The sequence below is a fragment of the Bradyrhizobium paxllaeri genome, from assembly GCF_001693515.2.
GTDB lineage: Bacteria > Pseudomonadota > Alphaproteobacteria > Rhizobiales > Xanthobacteraceae > Bradyrhizobium > Bradyrhizobium paxllaeri.
This window is the reverse complement of sequence record NZ_CP042968.1, coordinates 8295731-8314219: the sequence shown is the minus strand read 5'-3', so window position 1 is coordinate 8314219 and position 18489 is coordinate 8295731. Positions and strand designations below refer to the sequence as shown.

Here is an 18489-nt window from a genome sequence, read left to right as displayed (position 1 = left end):
TTCAGTACCTGTTCTCGAATCTAAACCACCGCTGAATTTGATCGACAGCTTTTCTGATAGCCGCCTTGTTTGCTTCAATCACGGATCGCTGAGCTGCTGAGGGATCTGGATGGTGTCTAATGGCTTTTCCCTTTTGGCCGATTACCGTCGACGGGCCTTCTCCATAAACATGAAGATGCGCAGGCCCATGGTCTCCCTCTCTATAATAATGCCGAATTTGGACGCCCCCTGATTCTACAATTATTCCAGGAGCTAGGTCGGGCTCAGTGAACGCGCCGTACTGCTTGGTTCGCTTTGGTGGGCCTTTTCCCCATGCTGCAGACATTTCCGCTTCGCCTGCAAGGGTGTCGATTGCAGAAAAGCCCGGGTTTGCGGCTGGTTTTTTCCGCAATACATATTCGCCGACGAGGGCCCCAGAGGTAACTTCCCCAATAGCTACCCAATCACCTTCAATCGCTCTAATCCCCGTGCGGACAGGTTTTTCGACAAGGCCTATTGTGGCGTCGTAGACCAATTCGGACTGAGGCACCCCAGCTCTGTACGCCTTGCACGTCGAGCTAAAACACGTCCCCTCCCATTCGGTGCCCAACAGGTCGTGGCTTTTGACCGCCATGTGCCAAGTGAATAGATCGACCACTTTTGCCCCAGTATCAATTCCCGTGTTGATAATCCCAGTCCCTGTATTATAGACTCCCTGCGCATATTGCTCATACCAAGGTTTTGTCGGTGCCTTACCTTGCACTTGGATTGTTTGGTTTGATAGCCACTCGCCGGTCTCAGGATCCTCTATAAACGCGGGTGTACTACCCCCCTTGTAATAATAGGTCACCATCGACGCATCAAAGCTATCGACAATCTGTGTTGCGGTCCCTCCTGAAGAGTAGGACCAAGCATAAGCATCTTGCGAGCCACTGCTAGCGTGAGCATAGTAACGGGGTTCTTCTGACTGCGTTCCTTCAAGATCATAGTAGTTTAGCGGGTTGTTTCTTGCATAGTTATATAGATTGATCCCATCAACGCGCCCTAAAGGATCGACGCTCATCCATCTTCCCAGCCATGGGGCATAATATCTTGCACCATGATAGCTCAGCCGACTTTCCTCGTCCCGCTCCATCCCCGTGAAGCGGAACCGTTTCCTTGCAAAACTGCCGAAGCTTGTCTCCCCGAGTGGCGTGAATTCCTCGCGATTGGTTATTTGGCCATTCGCATCGACCACCACATTGGTGCTACCGAGGTGATCGCCCAAGTGAAACTGCACCGCAGGACCCCGATCATCCGGATGTGCGCTCCCGAGTCGCACGAGGGCCACCCGCTGCGCGTCGTCCGTCACATGCACATGATTGTTGGCGTCGAGCTGCGCCACGCTGGCCCAGCGATGATGCTCGAAGGCACCGTCGATGAAATGCGTGACCTCGAGCTGGCCACCCTGCCTGCGCACCAGCTTCTTCACCCGGTGCCCCGCGGCATCGTACAGATAATGCGCATGGACCGAGGGCTCCGCGCCTGCCGTCTGGATGCGGAACGCCTTCATCTGGTCGGAATAGTCCCGTTCGAAATGGCGTGATGTCGTCTCGGACCGCATATTGCCGTTAGCATCAAAGGAATACTCATAGCGATCGGCGCCGATCTCCACATGGCGCAATCGGTTGTTGTGGCTCTCCACCGTAAAATTGCGGGTAAATCGTTCCGTGCCTTTGCCGTGCGCGATGTGCAGGATGTTGCCAACGTCGTCGTAGCGATAGGTCTCCGAATAGGCGCGGGCCTTGGTGAGGTCGCTGCAGCGCGGATGATCCTGCCACGGCTCGCCCTCCGGCGGGCGGTCGCATTCACGCCCCGTCGCGGAGAGCAGCTGATAGATCGCATCGTAGGTGAAGCGACGTTCGAGCGCATCGCCGCTTGCCAGCAATTGCGCGAGCTCCGGGTCGCTTTCCGCTGCGGCTTGCGGATTATTCAAAAAGCCGCTTCCCGGCGTCCGGTCGCGAATGCCAATGATATTGCCGGCTAAATCATAATCATAGCCATAGTCCTGCAGGAGCTCGCCGGCCGGATCGTATGTGAGCTCGTCCGGCTTCGTATAGCGCTCGCTGCGTAGGCGCTTCAGCCGGAGCGTGCGCGGATCATAGGCATGGCGGGTCATCACGCCATTGCCATAGGCGACGAGAGCACGCTGCCCCTTGGCGTCATAGGCGATGCGCTCGACATAGAGTGTTTCGTCTAGGAAGACTTTTTCGAGCCCGCCCGCATTATTGTAAATCGGACGCAATTCCCGCCGCTTGCCCTCAACGTCCTGCGGGAATTGGAGCTGCTTGATGCGGTTCAGGGCATCGACGCTCACGGTGGTTCGATAGGCGCCGGCCTCCAGAAGGTCGCCTTCCCGGTCGGCAAGCGCCTGGCCGGGGCGAGGCTCCCAATCGACGCGGAAGGGCGTGACATTCCAGGCATTGGCTGGTGCTTGGGCGAAGACCGCGAGAATAGGCGCGTCGGCGATCACGCGGCGAGATTTGTCGAGCACATTGCTTTTGAAATCGACCTCCGCCACCTCGGTGAGCCCTGCCTCATCGTGATGCCGAAGAAGTTGGCCCAGGAGATTCCTGACGCGCATGGCGTCACGATCCGGCCCCGCCTGGTCCGGAACTCCCTCGTCGCCGTATTCCAACCGCTGCCGCAGAGTGACCGGGCCATTGGCATCGTCGCGCGCCCAAAGGCGGGCGGGCCGCTGGAGGCGGTCGTAGGTCTGGAGGACGAGCGAGCCCTTGCTGTCGCGCCTTTCGGTTTCGTTGCCCAGCGCGTTCAGCACCATCCGGCGCAGCCCGGCATCGATGCTGTCGTTCCGCCAAGGCCGGTCGGCGAGATCATAAGCATAGCGAAACGCATCGCGACCCAGCGCGTCCGTGACCAAGAGCACATTGCCGCGGATGTCGTAGGTGCTTCGCGTGGGAAGCTCGTGGATCGGCGGCAAGGGGTCGCCCGGATTTTCCGGCGCATCGCGGTTGCGCGCGACTGCCAGCACCTTGCGCCCCAGGGCATCGATCACGATGCTCGAGGGCGTGAAATGATGGCTGGCGGGCGAGGCATTAATGAGCGATGTGCCATCAGGGCCCGTGCTGAGTGGTGCGAGATCGTTCGCATCATAGGTGAAGATTTCCCAAGGCGTGGACGCGAACTGGTCCGGGTTGGCGAGGTTTCGCGGGACCCCGTAGATCACCCGTTGCTCTGAGCCGTCCGGATTGAGCGTGCGGATCACGCGACCGCGTGAGTCGTAGAACATCGTGGCCTTTTGGCCCATCTGGCCATCGCCGGGCGGCGAGTAGTTGAATCCCTCCCAGAAGAAAGGCTCGTACTTTTCGACCACGCGGCCCTTGTTGTCGTAGACCTGCCAACCACTGACGATCACGTTCGGCTTTTCTCCTCGCGCACGGCCGACGGCAGCGATGGACTGATCGGGTGATAGGACACCGCTGCCGAAAATTGGATCGCCGAACAATACGTCTTCGGCTTGAGTTCGGGTCTGCAACAATCGCCCGAACCCGTCGGAAAATTGGATCGTTGTGATTGTGTTGTCGCGCTCCGCTGGCGGCACGTCAGTCTCGGTGACATGATGTTCGCGGACAACGCTTTTGACGAAGACGGGCTGCGGTTGTGGGTCGTCGCGCGTATGCTCGTAGGCGAAGAAGTCGTAATCCATGCAGCTGCCGGGCGCCTCGAGCGTGTCGCCAACTGGCTCACCTTCCTTCCCCATTATGGCGGTAGAGGTGACGAATCCCACGGCACTGAAAGTGACGACGCTGCGATTGCCGTTGGCATCCGTGACGATGCGAGGTTGCAGGACACGAAAATCGTAGCCTGCGCTGACCGTGAGCCCCACGGCATCCGTCACCTGCACGGGAAGCAGATGGTAAGTATCGTCATAGGCTATCGTAGTATCGTGGCCGAGCGGGTCACGTACCGTTATCGGGAGACCGCGTTGTGGCAAGTCCGGAAGGTGCGGCAAGTCGCGACGATGAAAATCGAAGGCGACCCGCGAGGCCTGCACGAAGTAGCCGCGCGTCCGGTGGTCGGAGCCGTCGGCGAAGACGTATCCAGCCAGCGGGGGCATCTGGCCACGGAATTCCTGCGGATATTCCTCCGGCCAGCTCGTCACGCTTTGAGGTCGCAGATAGGGGGGCAGCTCTGGTGCGCCGGGATCGCCCGGCTCGCGAAGGGCCTCCTCCAGGATCTCCTCGGTGAGGACCAGCGATTCGGTTCGCACCAGCGCGCCGAAATCCCCGAGCTCGCCCAACGGTAGCCCTACAAACCGGTCACCGTCATAATAGTTGAAGCTCTGTGCGAACAGCTCGAGTTGCGCAGTGCCCATCTGAATCTCGCGGTATAGGGCGTACACACTTTGGCTGCCGTCGTTCGAGATTTCGAAGCTTGTGCTGCTTGAGACGCGATCGACGATATATCGCCCGGCATCGTCGCGCTGGGCATATTTGGTTTCGACGACTGTGCCGAGATAGGGAGTCCCGGCCGGTGTGGCGATCCGATAGTTTCGATGGCGCGGCACGGCCAGGCTTACCTGCCGCTGGGCTAGACCGTACTCGTCATAGTTGTCGCTGAAGGCGAACTGGGTCATCGGCTGGTCGCCGCGCTCCCATTGCGTTGTGCGCTGGGCCAAGGGGTGCGGGAAGAAAATCCGTTGGCGTTGCTTTTCTTCACCCTCGGGCTTCGCTTCTTCGCGCAGCCCATAGGCGTACTCGGTCACCGTATAAGGTCGATCTTCACGGTCCGCTCCATCGAGCGCGTAGAGCTCGGTTCGGAGCGCGCTCCCGCGCAACGTCCGCAAGGCGTCGCGCTTATAGCTTGGATCGAGGAGGGTTTGCAGAAAAGCATTGACGACTTTCGTATGAGCGAGAGCTTGTCGATCGCCGGACCAATAGTCCGCGGACCAATCCATCTCCTCCCAATCGCCGGTTTCCAGATCGACTGGCCCTTGGTGGAACCAGGTCTTGGTGAGGAGGGGCGGAGAGAAATGCTTGTCGGGCACTGCCTCGAAGTGTGTCTCCGAGCTATGCTCGCCTGAGGCATGATAATCGGCGAAGGTCTCGGTATCCAGTTGCTCGACGATGCCGAAACCGCGAAACTCCCGTTCCTTCCCATCCCAGTAACCGTGATGATAACGGTACTCGGTCGTGAGCTTGCCTTGGGAGATCTTGTCAATCACCTCGACGCGAGCGACGACCTCCACCGGGAACGGCAGTGGCGTCCGCCAGCGCGTCTCTGGTCGCGCGTCATCCTGCAAGTGGTATCGGGTCGATGGCGCATAAGACACTTTCGTGACTGCGCCCATGTGATTGTCCATATGATTGAGCACGTAGGGTTTTACCCCACCCGTCAGATCGAGGAACTTGTAGGTGCTGTCCGGAAATGCCCCGAAATCATAGGTCCACAGAATACCGTCGGTGCCGGTGCCGAGCATGTCGGCGAGGCGCACGTTCGTCGCGTCGGTGATCGGTGGGGTTCCGTGAATGACGATAGGATCGCTCCAGACGTTACCGTCCTGGTTGATCCAGACCATGACGTGGCCGGACGAGATATAGACGAGATCCGCCACTCCGTCGCCATCGAGGTCGCCGATCAACAGCCGTTTCGGATCGAATCCTGTGCCGGGGAAGAAGGCGGCATCTTCGAATCGGGGGCTGTTGCGCATAACGACACGGTGGCCCCAGCGGCCGTATCCCCGATAGGGCCAATACTCGAGGCGCCCGTTATGAATGAGGACGATGTCCTGAAGGCCATCGCCGGTCATGTCCCCGAGCTTTACGCGGGGGTCTTCGAAGGTGACGTTGGGGAAGGCGTCGCTCGCAATCCGCTCACGCGTTTCGATATTTGACCAGCCTTCCTCCGGATCATTGTAGCAGAACTCGAATCGGGGTCCGGTTCGGAGCGCGTCCGTCACGCCGTCGCCGTCGAGGTCCATGAGGCGCACGTCCGGGGCGTCGAGATCGACCGAAGGCGCGCTGCGGTAGCGCACAAACCCCTGTTTGTTCCATTGGCCGTCGAAGGTCAGCGGAAAAAAGCCTTTGCGCAGACCGTCGCTCACCATCAAGTCCGCTCGGCCGTTGCCATTGGCGTCGAGCAATTGGACGCCCGGCTCACTCAAGCGAACCCCAGCCGGCGCCATCTCCATGGTGCGCATGAGATCGAATCGGCCATCGCCCCGATTGCGCCAGTAGCGCACCTGCTCGTTGAACTCCAAAATGTTGGGCAAGCCGTTGCCGAAAAGATCGACCAGTTCGTATTCCGGGTAGCCGAGTGAGCGGGTTGGCCGTGCTCCGCTCGGACCCGAAAGCGGTTGGTAACGTCTCTTTGTCGGCTCGAATGTCGTATAGCCGAATTCGAGAGGAGGAAGCGGTTCTGAATTCGGTCGAGGTGCTTGAGCCTCCTCGTCGTGTCCTTCGACCACCACCTGACTGAGGAGCGATGCGCCGTTCAGGGGGAGTCGCTCGATGGGCGCGTTCCTTTGGTCGAGATAGATCAGGTGATAGACGCGAACCAGACGCTCGCGGTCGGCATGGGTGCGGACCTCGATGCGGGTGCAGCGTCGGGTGGTGCGAATTTCAAATCCCGGCCGGTATTCCGAGAATGGGTCGGGCCGCTCTTCATAATTGAATGTCACCGAGATCAGAAATTTTTCGTCGCCAGATTGAGGATCAGTGTAATCTGCATACCGAATCCGCCTGAGGTAGAGCTGATCCCATAAATGGTCGGGCGCGTCACCCAAGCCGCGCTCATAGTCATAGCGGATGACATTCCCGAAGGGGTCTTGGGTTTCGGTGAGCTTCCAATTGAAGATTTGACTTCGATACTCCGGATTGGCGACGACGGCCGGATCGTTCGGGATGCTGCGTTGTGTCCCGTACACGCTGACAAGGCCATCCTTGCTGCGAACCTCCCAGTGGTCAGTGGCAGTATCGCGGCGATGTTCGATGCGAGCGAAGAGCCCTTCGGTGCGCGGCCGGTAGCTGGTGGCTCCCGGCGCGTTCGCGACCGGCACCAGATCCTCGGCGCCGGACAGCAAGAAGGTATCGCGCTCATCGACATAACGGGGGATCCCTCTGGAGGTCTTGCGGGTGACCCCGGGCACGCTCAAGCTCCAGCCCAAGCCGAAGGGGCCGTTCCCGTTGCCGGTGCTGTAGATGAGATTTAGTTGTGGCTGGAAACTGTTCCGCCCTGGGGGCAGCGCAATCGGAACTGTGAAGTTTCCAGTCCCGGTGTGGAGGTCAGGCGCGAAGGTCTCGCCGATACCGTGCAGCGCTCCGCCGCCTTGTGGCAACGTGATAGTTTGGGTGCTGTTATTGGTCTTATTGGCCATGGGCGCGCACCTCAGGAACGATCTGCCCTAGGTGACTGGGTTAGGCGCAACTTAGGATAAAGCCAACCGTGCGAGGCTGTCTATGAGATAGCTTACAGTTCGGCCTCTGCGCCACTACAAATAATTGGCCGGAATGCCCATCCGTCGCCGGGTCGAAACGCACTTCCTAACGCAAAACGTCTTGCCCTTGCCAACTAACCGCGGAGATGTTGAACGGAACGAGGGCACCGACGTGACGCGGCTCGAATCTTACCGGACTAAAAATCTGGAGGGCATCGCCGACAACGGCCGACGCGGCCTCTCGCCATCGAGTCTCGTTTCGGGGTTGGGGATGACGTCGGCTCAGGCCCTTAACGAACTATCACCAAGGTCCGCTAGAGAACCGGAAGTCAAATGTACTGTGTCAACTTGGCAGTCATCAAGAGCTCAACCCTGTGAAGGTAGGGAACAGCAATGCTGACGCCGCCTCTAGATTCACCGCCGCGATACCCCCGGGCTCCCCCAGCCTACACGGAAGGGAGAATCGTTCAGAAATGCTTGAGTAGAGCTGGAGTGATCTCAACCCTGCATAGGTTGAGTTCTGATGGCAGCCCGGCACAAGGTCAATTGTTGGGCTGAAGCGGAATGCATTCCGTTCGCTTATCGACTCCTACTTCCCCGCACACGAACGCGAGGCTCATCGGAATGTCCGCGATCGGGAGTAAATCCGCCTACTTTGAATGTTGGGCTAGCGTTCCGCAGTAACCCTTAGAAGACGTCGTACCGGCGGCGGCGGCACCTCACCCGAAATTTGTAGTAAACTATTTACGCCGCGTTTCCTTTAGCTCGTAAGCTAGCGTCTCCGATTATGCCCCGGTTCTGTTCTCGTCCGAGCGGAGGAGTTCTTGAAAACATCTTGGCTAGAAGGCCCACAGCCCTCCTCTGGGCGCCAGTGTTGCGGTGACGCTCGACGACGAGCCGCATCTTCATTGCCTCGGTGGTAGTTCGCAGTGATAAATAGCCTAACAAAGTTCTGGAGTGCTTGTCAGCTTGAACCTCCGCTCTATGTCCATCCCGCTGACATGGAGGTTGTGGCACGACATCCCGAGCTCTTCGACACTAAGATCGTATCTTTCAAGTCTTTCCTCCGTGGCGATCGCTTTGGAAGGTTTGGAACCACACGTTTCATTTGTCGCTGCTTCCAAGTCCGTATGGCGGGAATCTCGATAAGGGCTGACATCTACATTTTGCTGCTAAACCCTGGTTTCTCGCCGTAGAATCTGGCGGCAAGTATTCGTCCCGGCGGCACCAGCGTTTTGCCTGCTCGCGGGAGCGCCGGCGTTCCTCTATCCAGCCGGAGACGATCCGGTGCGGGTGAGCAAGCCTGCCTGGGACCTTGAGCCCGGCGGTTAGCCGACGAGCGTCGGCAAGGGCCTGCTCAAGCTCGGGCGGCATGGGGCAGCGGGGAAAACGGCGGGCTCGGGGCGATCGTTTGTTGCGGTCGTACCCCTGGGCGAATTGCCGGCAGCACCGTCTGGGCGACTTGCCGGCCGCCTTGCGCGCCCAGTAGCCCCGCGGCGGATAGGGGACATCAAGGCGCCGGCAGATCTTGGCCAGGCAATTGTCGGACAGGCCGTACTGAGCCGCTAGACGGGCCATCGGCGTGGCCCAGACGAGCGCATAGAGTTCTTCCCGGCTGAGGGTGCGAACTTCCTTGCTTCGGCGTCGGGCATGTCATGGCTCGTGATGCTGGTTGGCGGAGGCCGCGGGCGTTGCCGGCCTGATGCAATGGTTCGCCAGTCGCGGGTCATCTTCGCGGTAGCGCCGGTACCTGAGCCACACGAGCCCGAGCAAGTGCCAGCACGCGAAATGAGCTGACGAGCAAATAAGTGAGCAAGAGGGGAGGGCAGGTCAGCGAACCTCTGGCTGGCGCCTAGCAAGTCAGCAAGATCGCATGCGATTTGCGAACGGCGCCGCGTCCATCAGAAGCACCGTAGCAGAGCCGCTACCTACGCACCGGTAGGATACCGTACGACACGTTTTCGGTGATCTCCCGAATTGTGCCAGTTGTGCTGACGACGGACCGATTGGTGCAACTTAGCCTTTCTCATAAGCTGAAAATACACTTATACTCGCCAAGATTGTAAATCTGCTATGGGGCGGACAAATGAGACGAACATTAGTTGCTGCCATTTTGTTGGTTCTTTTCTCTGCAGTGTCAGCGCGAGCGGAGTTTGTCGGAAAGCTCGAGTTTCAGCCCAGCGGCTGCAAAAGCGCAGGACAGTGCGTGTTGGTAAATGATTTCGGTTACATCGATCCTAAGGGCGTTGGCTGGCAGGCGAAGGCAGGTCTCAAGACGGACGGCGCGTCAATCCCGCCGTGGGCGCAATTAATCATCGGAGGGGCATGGGACAACGAATTCATACGGGCAGCTGTCATTCATGATCATTACTGCGAAAGAACGGTAAGGCCGCGAACGACTACGCATCGTATGTTCTATGATGCCCTGATCGAGAGCGGAGTGTCGCAAGCAAAGGCTCTCGTCATGTACTATGCCGTGACTGTTGGATCTCACATGTGGATCAGCTTGATGGAAGGACAGTCCTGTCCCAATATGAGCAACTGCGTACGCAGCAGGCCGCCCGGTCAAGCTGTCATTCCGGACGCATCCATTCGGCCAAACCAAATCGGCGAACTTCAAGCATATCGTCCACCCCGGTTTGATGATCCCGTAGTGATACAGGATATTCAGGCGGCGCAAAAAATCATTGAGGCTGGGTCGCTCAAAGCCCCAGAAGAGGTTGAGCAGCTCGCAAAGCGTCGCAATCCCTCGGACTTCTTCCTTACCCACGGTGATAGTGTGAGGTATGAAGGGCCCAGTAGTAAGCTGCCCAATCAGTAGAACAGAGATTGGCTTCAGCAGGTTACGACGTACGTTTCTCTGTGCCACCGATAAGCGGCGAGCGCTTGATCTGCCCAATATTTGTCTTTGTATCGGATTAGCACCAAACAGTCGGAAAAGCCTATTTTAGGCTCCGCTGCGTAGTCGTGGCGTCATCTCAAAAATCGCCTGTGGTGACGTTCAACAACCCCTTGGGCACCCCGCCACTGCGGGAGTCGTTGTGTACACTAGAACTGGCGCAACCGATCCAAGTGCGGCGACGAAAAGGAGCAACGCAACTAGTCGCTTCATCTCAAGTACTCCTCAAAATAGAAATTATCGTACCACTCGCTGTACAATAAGCAAGGTGATTCTCATCACGTTCCATTGCCTGCCGCGCATAGGGAATGCTGTCGTTTCCGGTACAGACAGCTAGAGCGGTTTCCGATCAGGTTGGCCCGTATCCTGCGGCTGCGAAGTGGTTAGCGCATTCGTGAGGGGTGAAACGGTCGAGGCAACGTCCGATGGCAGCCCACAGGCCTTCGACGGTACGTTCGGCGGCCGTACGCAGCAGCGCTTTCAGCTTTGAAAAGGCGTTCTCGATCGGATTGAAGTCGGGACCGTAGGGCGGAAGATAGAGGAGCTTTGCACCGGCAGCCTCGATCGCCGCGCGGATGCCGGCGCCTTTGTGGCTGCCTAGATTGTCAATGACGACAACGTCGCCTGGTCGCAATTCCGGGACGAGAACGTGATCGACATAGGCCTGGAACGCAGTTCCGCTGATCGGAGAACCATCGGCGCGACCATGCCCGAAAGGCGCAGCCCGGCGACAAAGGTTGTCGTCTTCCAATGGCCGTGCGGGATAGAAGCGCGTAGTCGTTCGCCACGAGGCGCGCGCCCGCGGGTACGCGCTGGTCGACGCCCATGTCTCGTCGATGAAGATGAGCTTGTCGGCGTTACAGGTTACAGGTGAGTTGACCGCCGACCCATTCCTCCCGCCTTTTCACAACGTCCGGCCGCTCCGGCTCAGCAGCGTGCGCGGTCTTTTTTTTTGAGCGTGATCTTCCGGCGCTGGAAGAAGCGCGACAAGGCGGAGATGCTGAAGGCATGTCCATCGGCAGCCAGCGCCGTCTTCAACTCCTCCAGTGTGCTGTCAGGCTTGGCGGCAATCAGCGCGAGAATGCGGTCGGCCTGCGCTTCGATTGCCCGCGAACGTCGATCCCCACCCTGCGGCTTCGCCGCTACCTCGCCCGTCTTTTACGCCTGCGCTACCCAGCGGATTGCGCTTGACGCGCCCGCGCGAAAGTGCGCTGCAGCCGCTCGACGCGACATACCGCCTTCGACAGGGGCAACGACGCGCTTACGAAGATCGGTCGAAATGGATGTCGCCATGCCCACCGGCCTCCTTCGCCGGCAGACAGCTTGAATCAGACCCAGCCTGATTTGGGAATCCCAACGATTCAATCTGGTCGAAACCTGCTCTAGCTAAACATAGGCGTTTCGATGAGTGTGCGTCCGAAAGCCGTAGCGGGCTCACTATTTCGCCGGCGTTGAGAAAAGCCTCTGAGCGAGTTCCTTTAGCTTGCGCAACTTTTCAGGGTTACCTGCCAACAATTTTTCGTAGTAGTTAGACAGGCGTTTATTGTCCCAGTCCATACGCAATTTTTGGGCTGGAACGCCCGCCAACGTTTGTTGGTAGATAGGGTCCTTTTCGAAGGTCGAAGCTTCCTGCCGTGGCTCCAGAAGGGCCCGGGCGACGGTCCTCAAGTAAAGAGCAAGAATCTGCGATTCTGAAACTTTAAGAAAGACGCTGTTCGTCGCCTGCTCGCCTTGTTGATCGGCCTCGGCGTAGTTGCCCGCTAATATATTGCACTCAAGAAGAGCGAGCCACGCTGCCTCGGTCCAGCGGAAGGGGGTTGGCTCCGTGGAATTTACGATTTTACGAAAGTCGTCGGCCGCTTTGTCCAGCCTGCCATCCTCGTAAGCGGCATATCCGGCTAGATATCTAAACTCAGCATTTTCTCTGTATTCTAGAGAGTTGCGAAAAGAAGATTCGGCAAGCTTTGGCTTTTTTTCATGGCTTGCACGCCGTCCTATCGTACCGTGGATATCCGCAGCTAACGCGCGCGCTTCCGGAGCATCACGCACCTTCAGGGCATCGTTCACCCACTGGAGCGCCCCGCCACGGCCGTCCAGTTCTCCAGCCCTAAGCGAGACCTGACCGAGCAGTAGCAAGGCATCGAAGTCGGCCGACAAATTAGGTACGCTCTGAAGATCGGCCTTAGCTCGCTTCAAGTCGCCGGTTTTTAGCCGAACGCCGGCGATCGCTTTTCTTACGGCGGCAACCTGTGGCGTGAGACCTAGGCCATCATAAGCGGCGGACGCATCTTCTAGGCGGGTAATTGCAGCGGGGTGCGCACCGAGCGCCGCATAGGTATTCCCGACCGTCTCGTTAAGCTGCGCCTTGGTGAGGGGTGGAAGGCCTTCTTGGAGTGCAAGCGCTTTTGTCAGTTGTGAGAGCGCAAGGACTGTTTCCGACCGTTTCAGCAAAGCACGGCCGATGGTAAAGCGGGAGATGGAAATCGCCTTTGAGAAATCGGGGTTGTCTGAGATGACCCGGTATGAAAGGCCGAAAGCCTCAGTGTACCGCGATCCGCCTAGCAGCGCATCGAATTCGGCTGAGAGCGCAACCAAGTCGTTCACAGGCCGAGGTCGCGATAGCGACTGTACAGCAGCATCTTCGAGTACCGGCCCGCCAAATATCACCGCAAATGTCCGGACCTCATTTGTATATTGGCGAATGAACTCGTCGAGCGTTCCTTGCTGAACAATCCGGTCCATAGTCACCGCTATTCGCGAACCTTGCGGCTCCGTCATTTCGAACCGGGGCCGCAAGGACACCAGCTTGCCGGCGAGTTCAATTTCTCCGGTAAAGAGGATGACTCTGCTCTGCGCATCAGGTGATACCGCAGCGTCTTTGCATACAGAGTCAAGCGGACGGACTGCGACCCCGGGAAAATGAGGGTCACCGGATATCTCACTGGACGCGAACCTGGTGATCGCACGCGAGATCGTGTCGAACTGCTGTTGATCGGCGGCGTTGGGTAAACGGAAACAGCCCACAAGAAAGTCGGTCCTGATTCCTCCTTTCGCGGAGTCCCTTTTTTCTAAGGTTTTGGTGAGGCGCTCCGCCAACACTTTCGCGTTGAACAAAATGTCCGTTCCCGCGACGGGCTCAAACGGAACCTCCAAAGTGCCAGCGCGGACATCGAAAAGATATGGAGTGATTATGTAGAGCTTTCCGGTGGCGGTGACCTCACCTCCGACAACATAGTCGCATCCCCGCGCCATCAACTCTGGACTTAATAAGGATCTAACCCTCTGCGCTGCCGCGTCGCCCCGGGGACCTTGGGAAAAAACGTCGTCAATCAGCGGTCCCAGCGTCTTGTCTGGAGAACTGGCTTGGCTCCAGGTAAATACGCTTACACGAGCCCCCCTCAAATTGGCCCTTAATTCAGCCTGCAACACCGGCTCGATGCTAGAGAATGTCTCGCTATTCCTCCCGGCAATCAGAAAGCGTCCCACCAAAATCCGAGTGCCGTCGAACGTCCCATTTCTGCACGTGACATCCGCGCCTTGGGCGCTGCTTGCCTGAGCGTGTGAAATAAAAAGAATGGCTGCAAGGAGAACGCAGCGGGCCGCTCGCCCGAAGGTGGCAGATCGAATCACACTACTTCTCCGGTTTACGGCATCGCCAGCTCGTATCAAGCAAGCTCTCAGACGGAGGATACACTTTTACGCGAATGTATCGAGCGATGCTCTGGGCGAACTGGGTGTTTCTTGTGAGAACACCAATGTCGTTCGCGCACATGTCGCCAACGTCCTGTTCCGCGGACTGCCTCGGAGAAAATTTGCGGGCATAAAAATCCTTGGACGAGTTAGGCGCGTTCTCCGGCGCGTTCGCTGTGATGAAACTGCTGGCCGACATCTGATCTTCGATGAACAACTTAATGGAAACGCTTTGGGTACGCCTTATTTCCGAATCAGCAATGTCTTGCGCGTCTTTCAATGATCCGCGAAGAACATAATGTGCACGCCCTCTTAACGTCGGGTCTTGGGAGCCACAGGTCACCGGTGTGGCAGCTGGGCTTGGTACGTCTGCAAGAACCGACCGCCAAGGCGGTTGCCAAACGCCCTCCAAATTCTGGGCAAGTTTGCGCAAGAAGATGGAAACTGTGCCATTCAGGTCAGACTCAGAGGAGAGTATATCTGCAACGGTCCAGGTTCTGTTGGCATCGGAGCACAGTAAGTAAAAAATATGCGGAGGCTGCAGTTCAGGGAGCGCCGCTTTTATCCACAGAACGATCTCAGATGCGACCTGGGAATTTGGCCGAAATTGCCAATTACCGCTGATTAATTTCCGGAGTTCAGCAGGCTTGCGCTCATCCGAAGAGGGTGGAGCAGCGATTATGTCCAGCCCTTCTTTGGGTATGCCGGCGAAGGTAAGCTTGCGTCCCGTTTCGGTGGTTTCCAGCCGGCCCACCTCAAAGATCACCATGGCGGTCGTACCCAAACCGCTCTCGTATTTCTCTTTCACGATCGCAACGACGTAACGGCTAAATTCCTTTGGCACCCTACTTATAGCTTCATCCGCGGTCCAGCTTGGGAGTTCGTCGATTTTTTCGGCGGCAACCGAGGTTTCCCGGACCGTTCGACGTACATCGTCGAGCAAACTCTTGATCAGGGTTTGTTGCCGAGGGTCTGGCGCGTTTCCGGCGACGGCGAAGTACACTTTGGGAAGCGTTAACAAATTCTGCGCCGATGCTGATACAGGCCAAAGTGGAAACAAAAATAGGAACAGCAATACAGGTGACCAGCTTGTCATCTCGGTCCTCCCCCGAGTCTCCGGTTGAAATATTTGCCTCCATGCCGAGGCCAACTAACAGCGCTTTTCTTCGACACCCGAAGGTAGCATATCACACAATCGGACTGGTCTGGTCAGGTTAGTTCCGGTGCCGCAGTTCAGGAGGACCCCTGAATCCCGAGAACGACCTCCGATGCGACTTGGGAATTTGGCCGAAATTGCCAATCGTCGCTACTGTACTTCATGCACCCAGCAGTTTTGTGCTCATCCAAAGGGGGCGGTGCAATGATTATATCCAGTCCGTCTTGAGATAGATCGGCGAAGGCTTGCGCCCCACATCGGTCGGGCCCAGCCGGCCTATCTCGAATGTCAGTGCAACGGCCAGACCCAAACCGCTCTCGTATTCCTCCTTCACGGTAGCTACGACATCACGGCCGAATTCTCTCCGTACCTTAGTAGTGGCGTCGTCCGCAGTCCAATTTGGAGCTCGTCGATTTTTTCGGCGATAATCGCGCACGTCCGTAACGTTCGACGTGTATCGTCGAGCAAACTCGTAGTCAGGATTTGTTGCCGAGGGTCTTGCGCGCTTCCGGAGACGACAAAGGACGCTTTCGGATGCGCTGTTACTCCCTGCGTCGATACCGGCGCGTGCCAGAGCGGTAACAACAACAAGACGAACAGCACGGGAGACCAGGGCGTCATCTCGGGCCTCCGGAATCTCGTCGCGACTAACCGATGCGAGAACTCCTTCTCATTTACACTGGAGGTAGTAGACTATAACATACAACGGGAGGTCGGCAAGCAGCCACCGGTAGCGAGCCTTGTAGAACAGTCAAGGAGACAGGGGCGATGAAGCATTGGGGATTGGCTGCGGTACTCGGTACCGCCCTTGCGACCAATTGGGTTGGGTCAGCATTCGGCCAGACGGGATGTCCAGCCACTTTTGAGGGGGCTACGGCTAAGGAATTGTTAGCCTGTATCACGAGCATTCAGAACAGTATTGCTGAGCTGAAAAATAAAGGCGCAGGCATTTCGGCCGTTGGATACGTCGACGCTACCGGTCCTGCCGCCGCGATTTCGCTGCTATCAGGCTCAATCAAAGCGACGGTCAAGAAAACAGGGAACGGCGCATATGATGTGACCTACTTTGCCGCACAGCCGAAGATACCGATTGTTTTGGTGGGACCCAGGTCCGAAGAGCTGATGAGCGTCGCGATCACAAGCTCGAGCGAACTGGCGTTTAGCGTCGTCATCCGTGGCAGCGACGGTGGACCGCGTAACGCAGGCTTCTGGTTCGTCGTCGTTAGTCCTTAATAATGTTTGACCGAGGACAGGCGGCTAGTGGGGAGCCACGTTTGCATCAGTATTGCCTCCGCTTCTGCACAATACACCCCCTATGAATAAATTTTGTCTGTTCGAGCGTTGAGATAGGAGTAAAGAGCATGCGTAGATATTCGGTCCTTTCATGTGCTTTGGTTCTTTCGGCTGTCCTGTGCCTCTCAAGTGTCGCGCACGCTCAGCAAAGCCTCAAGCATCCAATGCTCGACTCGCCGTCGCCTCCGCTCACGATCGGAGGAGCAAATGGCGATTTTCTTGTGCACGGCATTTCAAACAAATCGTTTTTCAACCTGAGGGTAAAATGGCCAACGGACGGCGATCTCTTCACGAGGGTGCCCGTATGCTGGGAAAATCCTAAGCCCGAACACGCGAGCCAGAGAGAAGCAGTCAAGAAGGCCGTCTTGAACACTTGGCAGTTATATTCCTCGCTGCGCTTCCTGAACTGGGGCTCATGCACTGCCGACGACAAGGGTGCGATTCATATTGCCGTCGGTGACTACTGGCCCCAGAGCGGTCTTGGCATACAGACCAAGGGCACTGCTGCAGGAATGAAGCTCAATTTTGATTTCAACGGACCTCCTGAGTGGACGAACTGCAAGGCAACGGCTGACGCATGCATCACCAAGCTGGCGGTGCATGAATTCGGCCACGCGCTCGGCTTCATGCATGAGCAAACGAGATCCGATACGCCCGACGAATGCATTGCCGCTCAGGCAGGCGAGCCTAGAATCTCAGCCAACAACCCGGGATATACCACAGCGGGAACACCGTGGGATCCGGATAGTGTAATGAACTACTGCAATCCGGTTTGGAACAATAACGGTCAACTCAGCTCTCTGGATTTGCTCGCCCTGCAGAAGGTTTATGGAGCTCCCAGACAGTAAGGGACGGGTTATGAATATCATGGGATATGCGCTTGGCGGCGCTGTTGTCGCCATATCGGCGTCACCGCTTCCACTATACGCAGCCTCGTCCTATGAAAAGCTCCGCGACAAGCTCGTCGCGATCGAGATCGTGGGACGTGACAACAATGGACGAGACGTTTCATCCTTTGGAACCGGCTTCCTAGTTCACGAAGGGGGTTACGTCCTCACCGCGGCGCATCTCTATGAGGATCTGATCAAGAACGGCGCGATAGAAGCGACGCTGAAGACGACGGCGCATGTGGCCGATTTTACTTCCGCGGCAATCGGAGCGGAACTGGTCGATCGCAACAAGCACGACATCGCGGTCTTGAAGCTCGCCAAGAAAGTAGGCGGCTATCCCGCGGCAAGACTGATGTGCAATGTGAACTTTGGCGTGAACTTTTCGCGCGTCGACAGCTCCGGATTTTACTATTTCTGCAGCGCCTATGATCCCGTCGCGAAAACGTGCCTGCAAGGCCGCCTGAAATACTCTCAAACTACGGGCGAAGTTGCGACTGTCGATGACAGCGCCCTGGCAGATACGTACGATGTGAACCTGAACTTCAGCTACGGAAACAGCGGATCGCCGGTTTATCTGCCCAACGGGTTGGTGGTTGCGATTGCAAAAGGCAACATTGAGTCGGCAAGCAACAAGGCGGTCATAGTGCCTATCACATGGGCCGAACCGCTGCTGCGCAGTATCCCCGGCATCCCACCGTGTGTCGACATAACGCCATGTATAAATGCCCGCGTGGCTTTGGCGAACTCGGAGAAATTCAGCCAGGCAGGCGGCGTTCGCGCGGGAGGGTCGGGGCCGAATCTCAAGGCTGTGTCAGAGGAGACAGACGTCTGCTATTCGACTCCGCCGGATTATGAGATCGAAGGACAGGTTGCTGTCAAGGACGATGGAAACAATGGTGGCCGAGGCTCGATTGGTCCAGTTGATTATCGCAAGGACGCGGACGGTCGGGCGGTCGGCGCTTGTGTCAAAGTTAAAGCCTGGGGAGATGACAAGCTTTTCGGCGCGGGTGGGTGGCAGTATGTGACCCTGACTGGGCTTATACGGAAGAAAGCGACCACCGCAAAACAACTCTCCTCGGCTAGAGACACTTGTTTGAATGAGAGCATTGAGTGATGGCCCGACATTGTAGGTGCGGACCGAACTTCG

7 protein-coding genes and 1 pseudogene are annotated in these 18489 nt (G+C 57.4%); 4 read left to right on the top strand and 4 right to left on the bottom strand.

Features of this window, described 5'->3' with window-relative positions:
- Window position 1: 1 nt before the first annotated feature.
- The gene (locus LMTR21_RS39605; RefSeq protein WP_084030705.1) at window positions 2-7354 is read right to left on the bottom strand and encodes a SpvB/TcaC N-terminal domain-containing protein; all 7353 of its coding nucleotides are present in this window, start codon (window positions 7352-7354) and stop codon (window positions 2-4) included.
- Window positions 7355-9500: 2146 nt separating this feature from the next.
- Between LMTR21_RS39605 and LMTR21_RS39595 the strand changes: the two genes are divergently transcribed.
- Window positions 9501-10235 carry a DUF1353 domain-containing protein gene (locus LMTR21_RS39595; RefSeq protein ID WP_065754075.1) on the top strand — a complete coding sequence of 245 codons (735 nt, stop codon included), beginning with the start codon at window positions 9501-9503 and terminating at the stop codon, window positions 10233-10235.
- A 427-nt stretch (window positions 10236-10662) separates the two neighbouring features.
- Here LMTR21_RS39595 and LMTR21_RS39590 read toward each other — a convergent pair.
- The 3 genes and pseudogenes from LMTR21_RS39590 to LMTR21_RS39580 form a co-directional block, all read right to left on the bottom strand.
- Window positions 10663-11606, bottom strand: a pseudogene (locus LMTR21_RS39590) (IS630 family transposase).
- 144 nt (window positions 11607-11750) lie between these two features.
- Window positions 11751-13943 (bottom strand): tetratricopeptide repeat protein, encoded by a 2193-nt coding sequence (locus LMTR21_RS39585; protein WP_065754074.1) that lies wholly within the window; start codon window positions 13941-13943, stop codon window positions 11751-11753.
- Window position 13944: 1 nt separating this feature from the next.
- Entirely contained in the window at window positions 13945-15099 is a 1155-nt protein-coding gene (locus LMTR21_RS39580) for a hypothetical protein (RefSeq protein WP_141688384.1), read from the bottom strand.
- Window positions 15100-15927: 828 nt separating this feature from the next.
- Here LMTR21_RS39580 and LMTR21_RS39575 point away from each other — a divergent pair.
- From LMTR21_RS39575 to LMTR21_RS39565, 3 genes are all read left to right on the top strand, one after another.
- Window positions 15928-16392, top strand: a complete 465-nt coding sequence (locus tag LMTR21_RS39575; protein ID WP_065754071.1) for a hypothetical protein — start codon at window positions 15928-15930, stop codon at window positions 16390-16392.
- Between the two features lie 128 nt (window positions 16393-16520).
- On the top strand, window positions 16521-17300 hold the full coding sequence (locus tag LMTR21_RS39570) for a M57 family metalloprotease (RefSeq protein WP_084030703.1): 780 nt from the start codon (window positions 16521-16523) through the stop codon (window positions 17298-17300).
- A 10-nt stretch (window positions 17301-17310) separates the two neighbouring features.
- Window positions 17311-18456 (top strand): S1 family peptidase, encoded by a 1146-nt coding sequence (locus LMTR21_RS39565; RefSeq protein ID WP_187399288.1) that lies wholly within the window; start codon window positions 17311-17313, stop codon window positions 18454-18456.
- The last annotated feature ends 33 nt before the right edge of the window (window positions 18457-18489 follow it).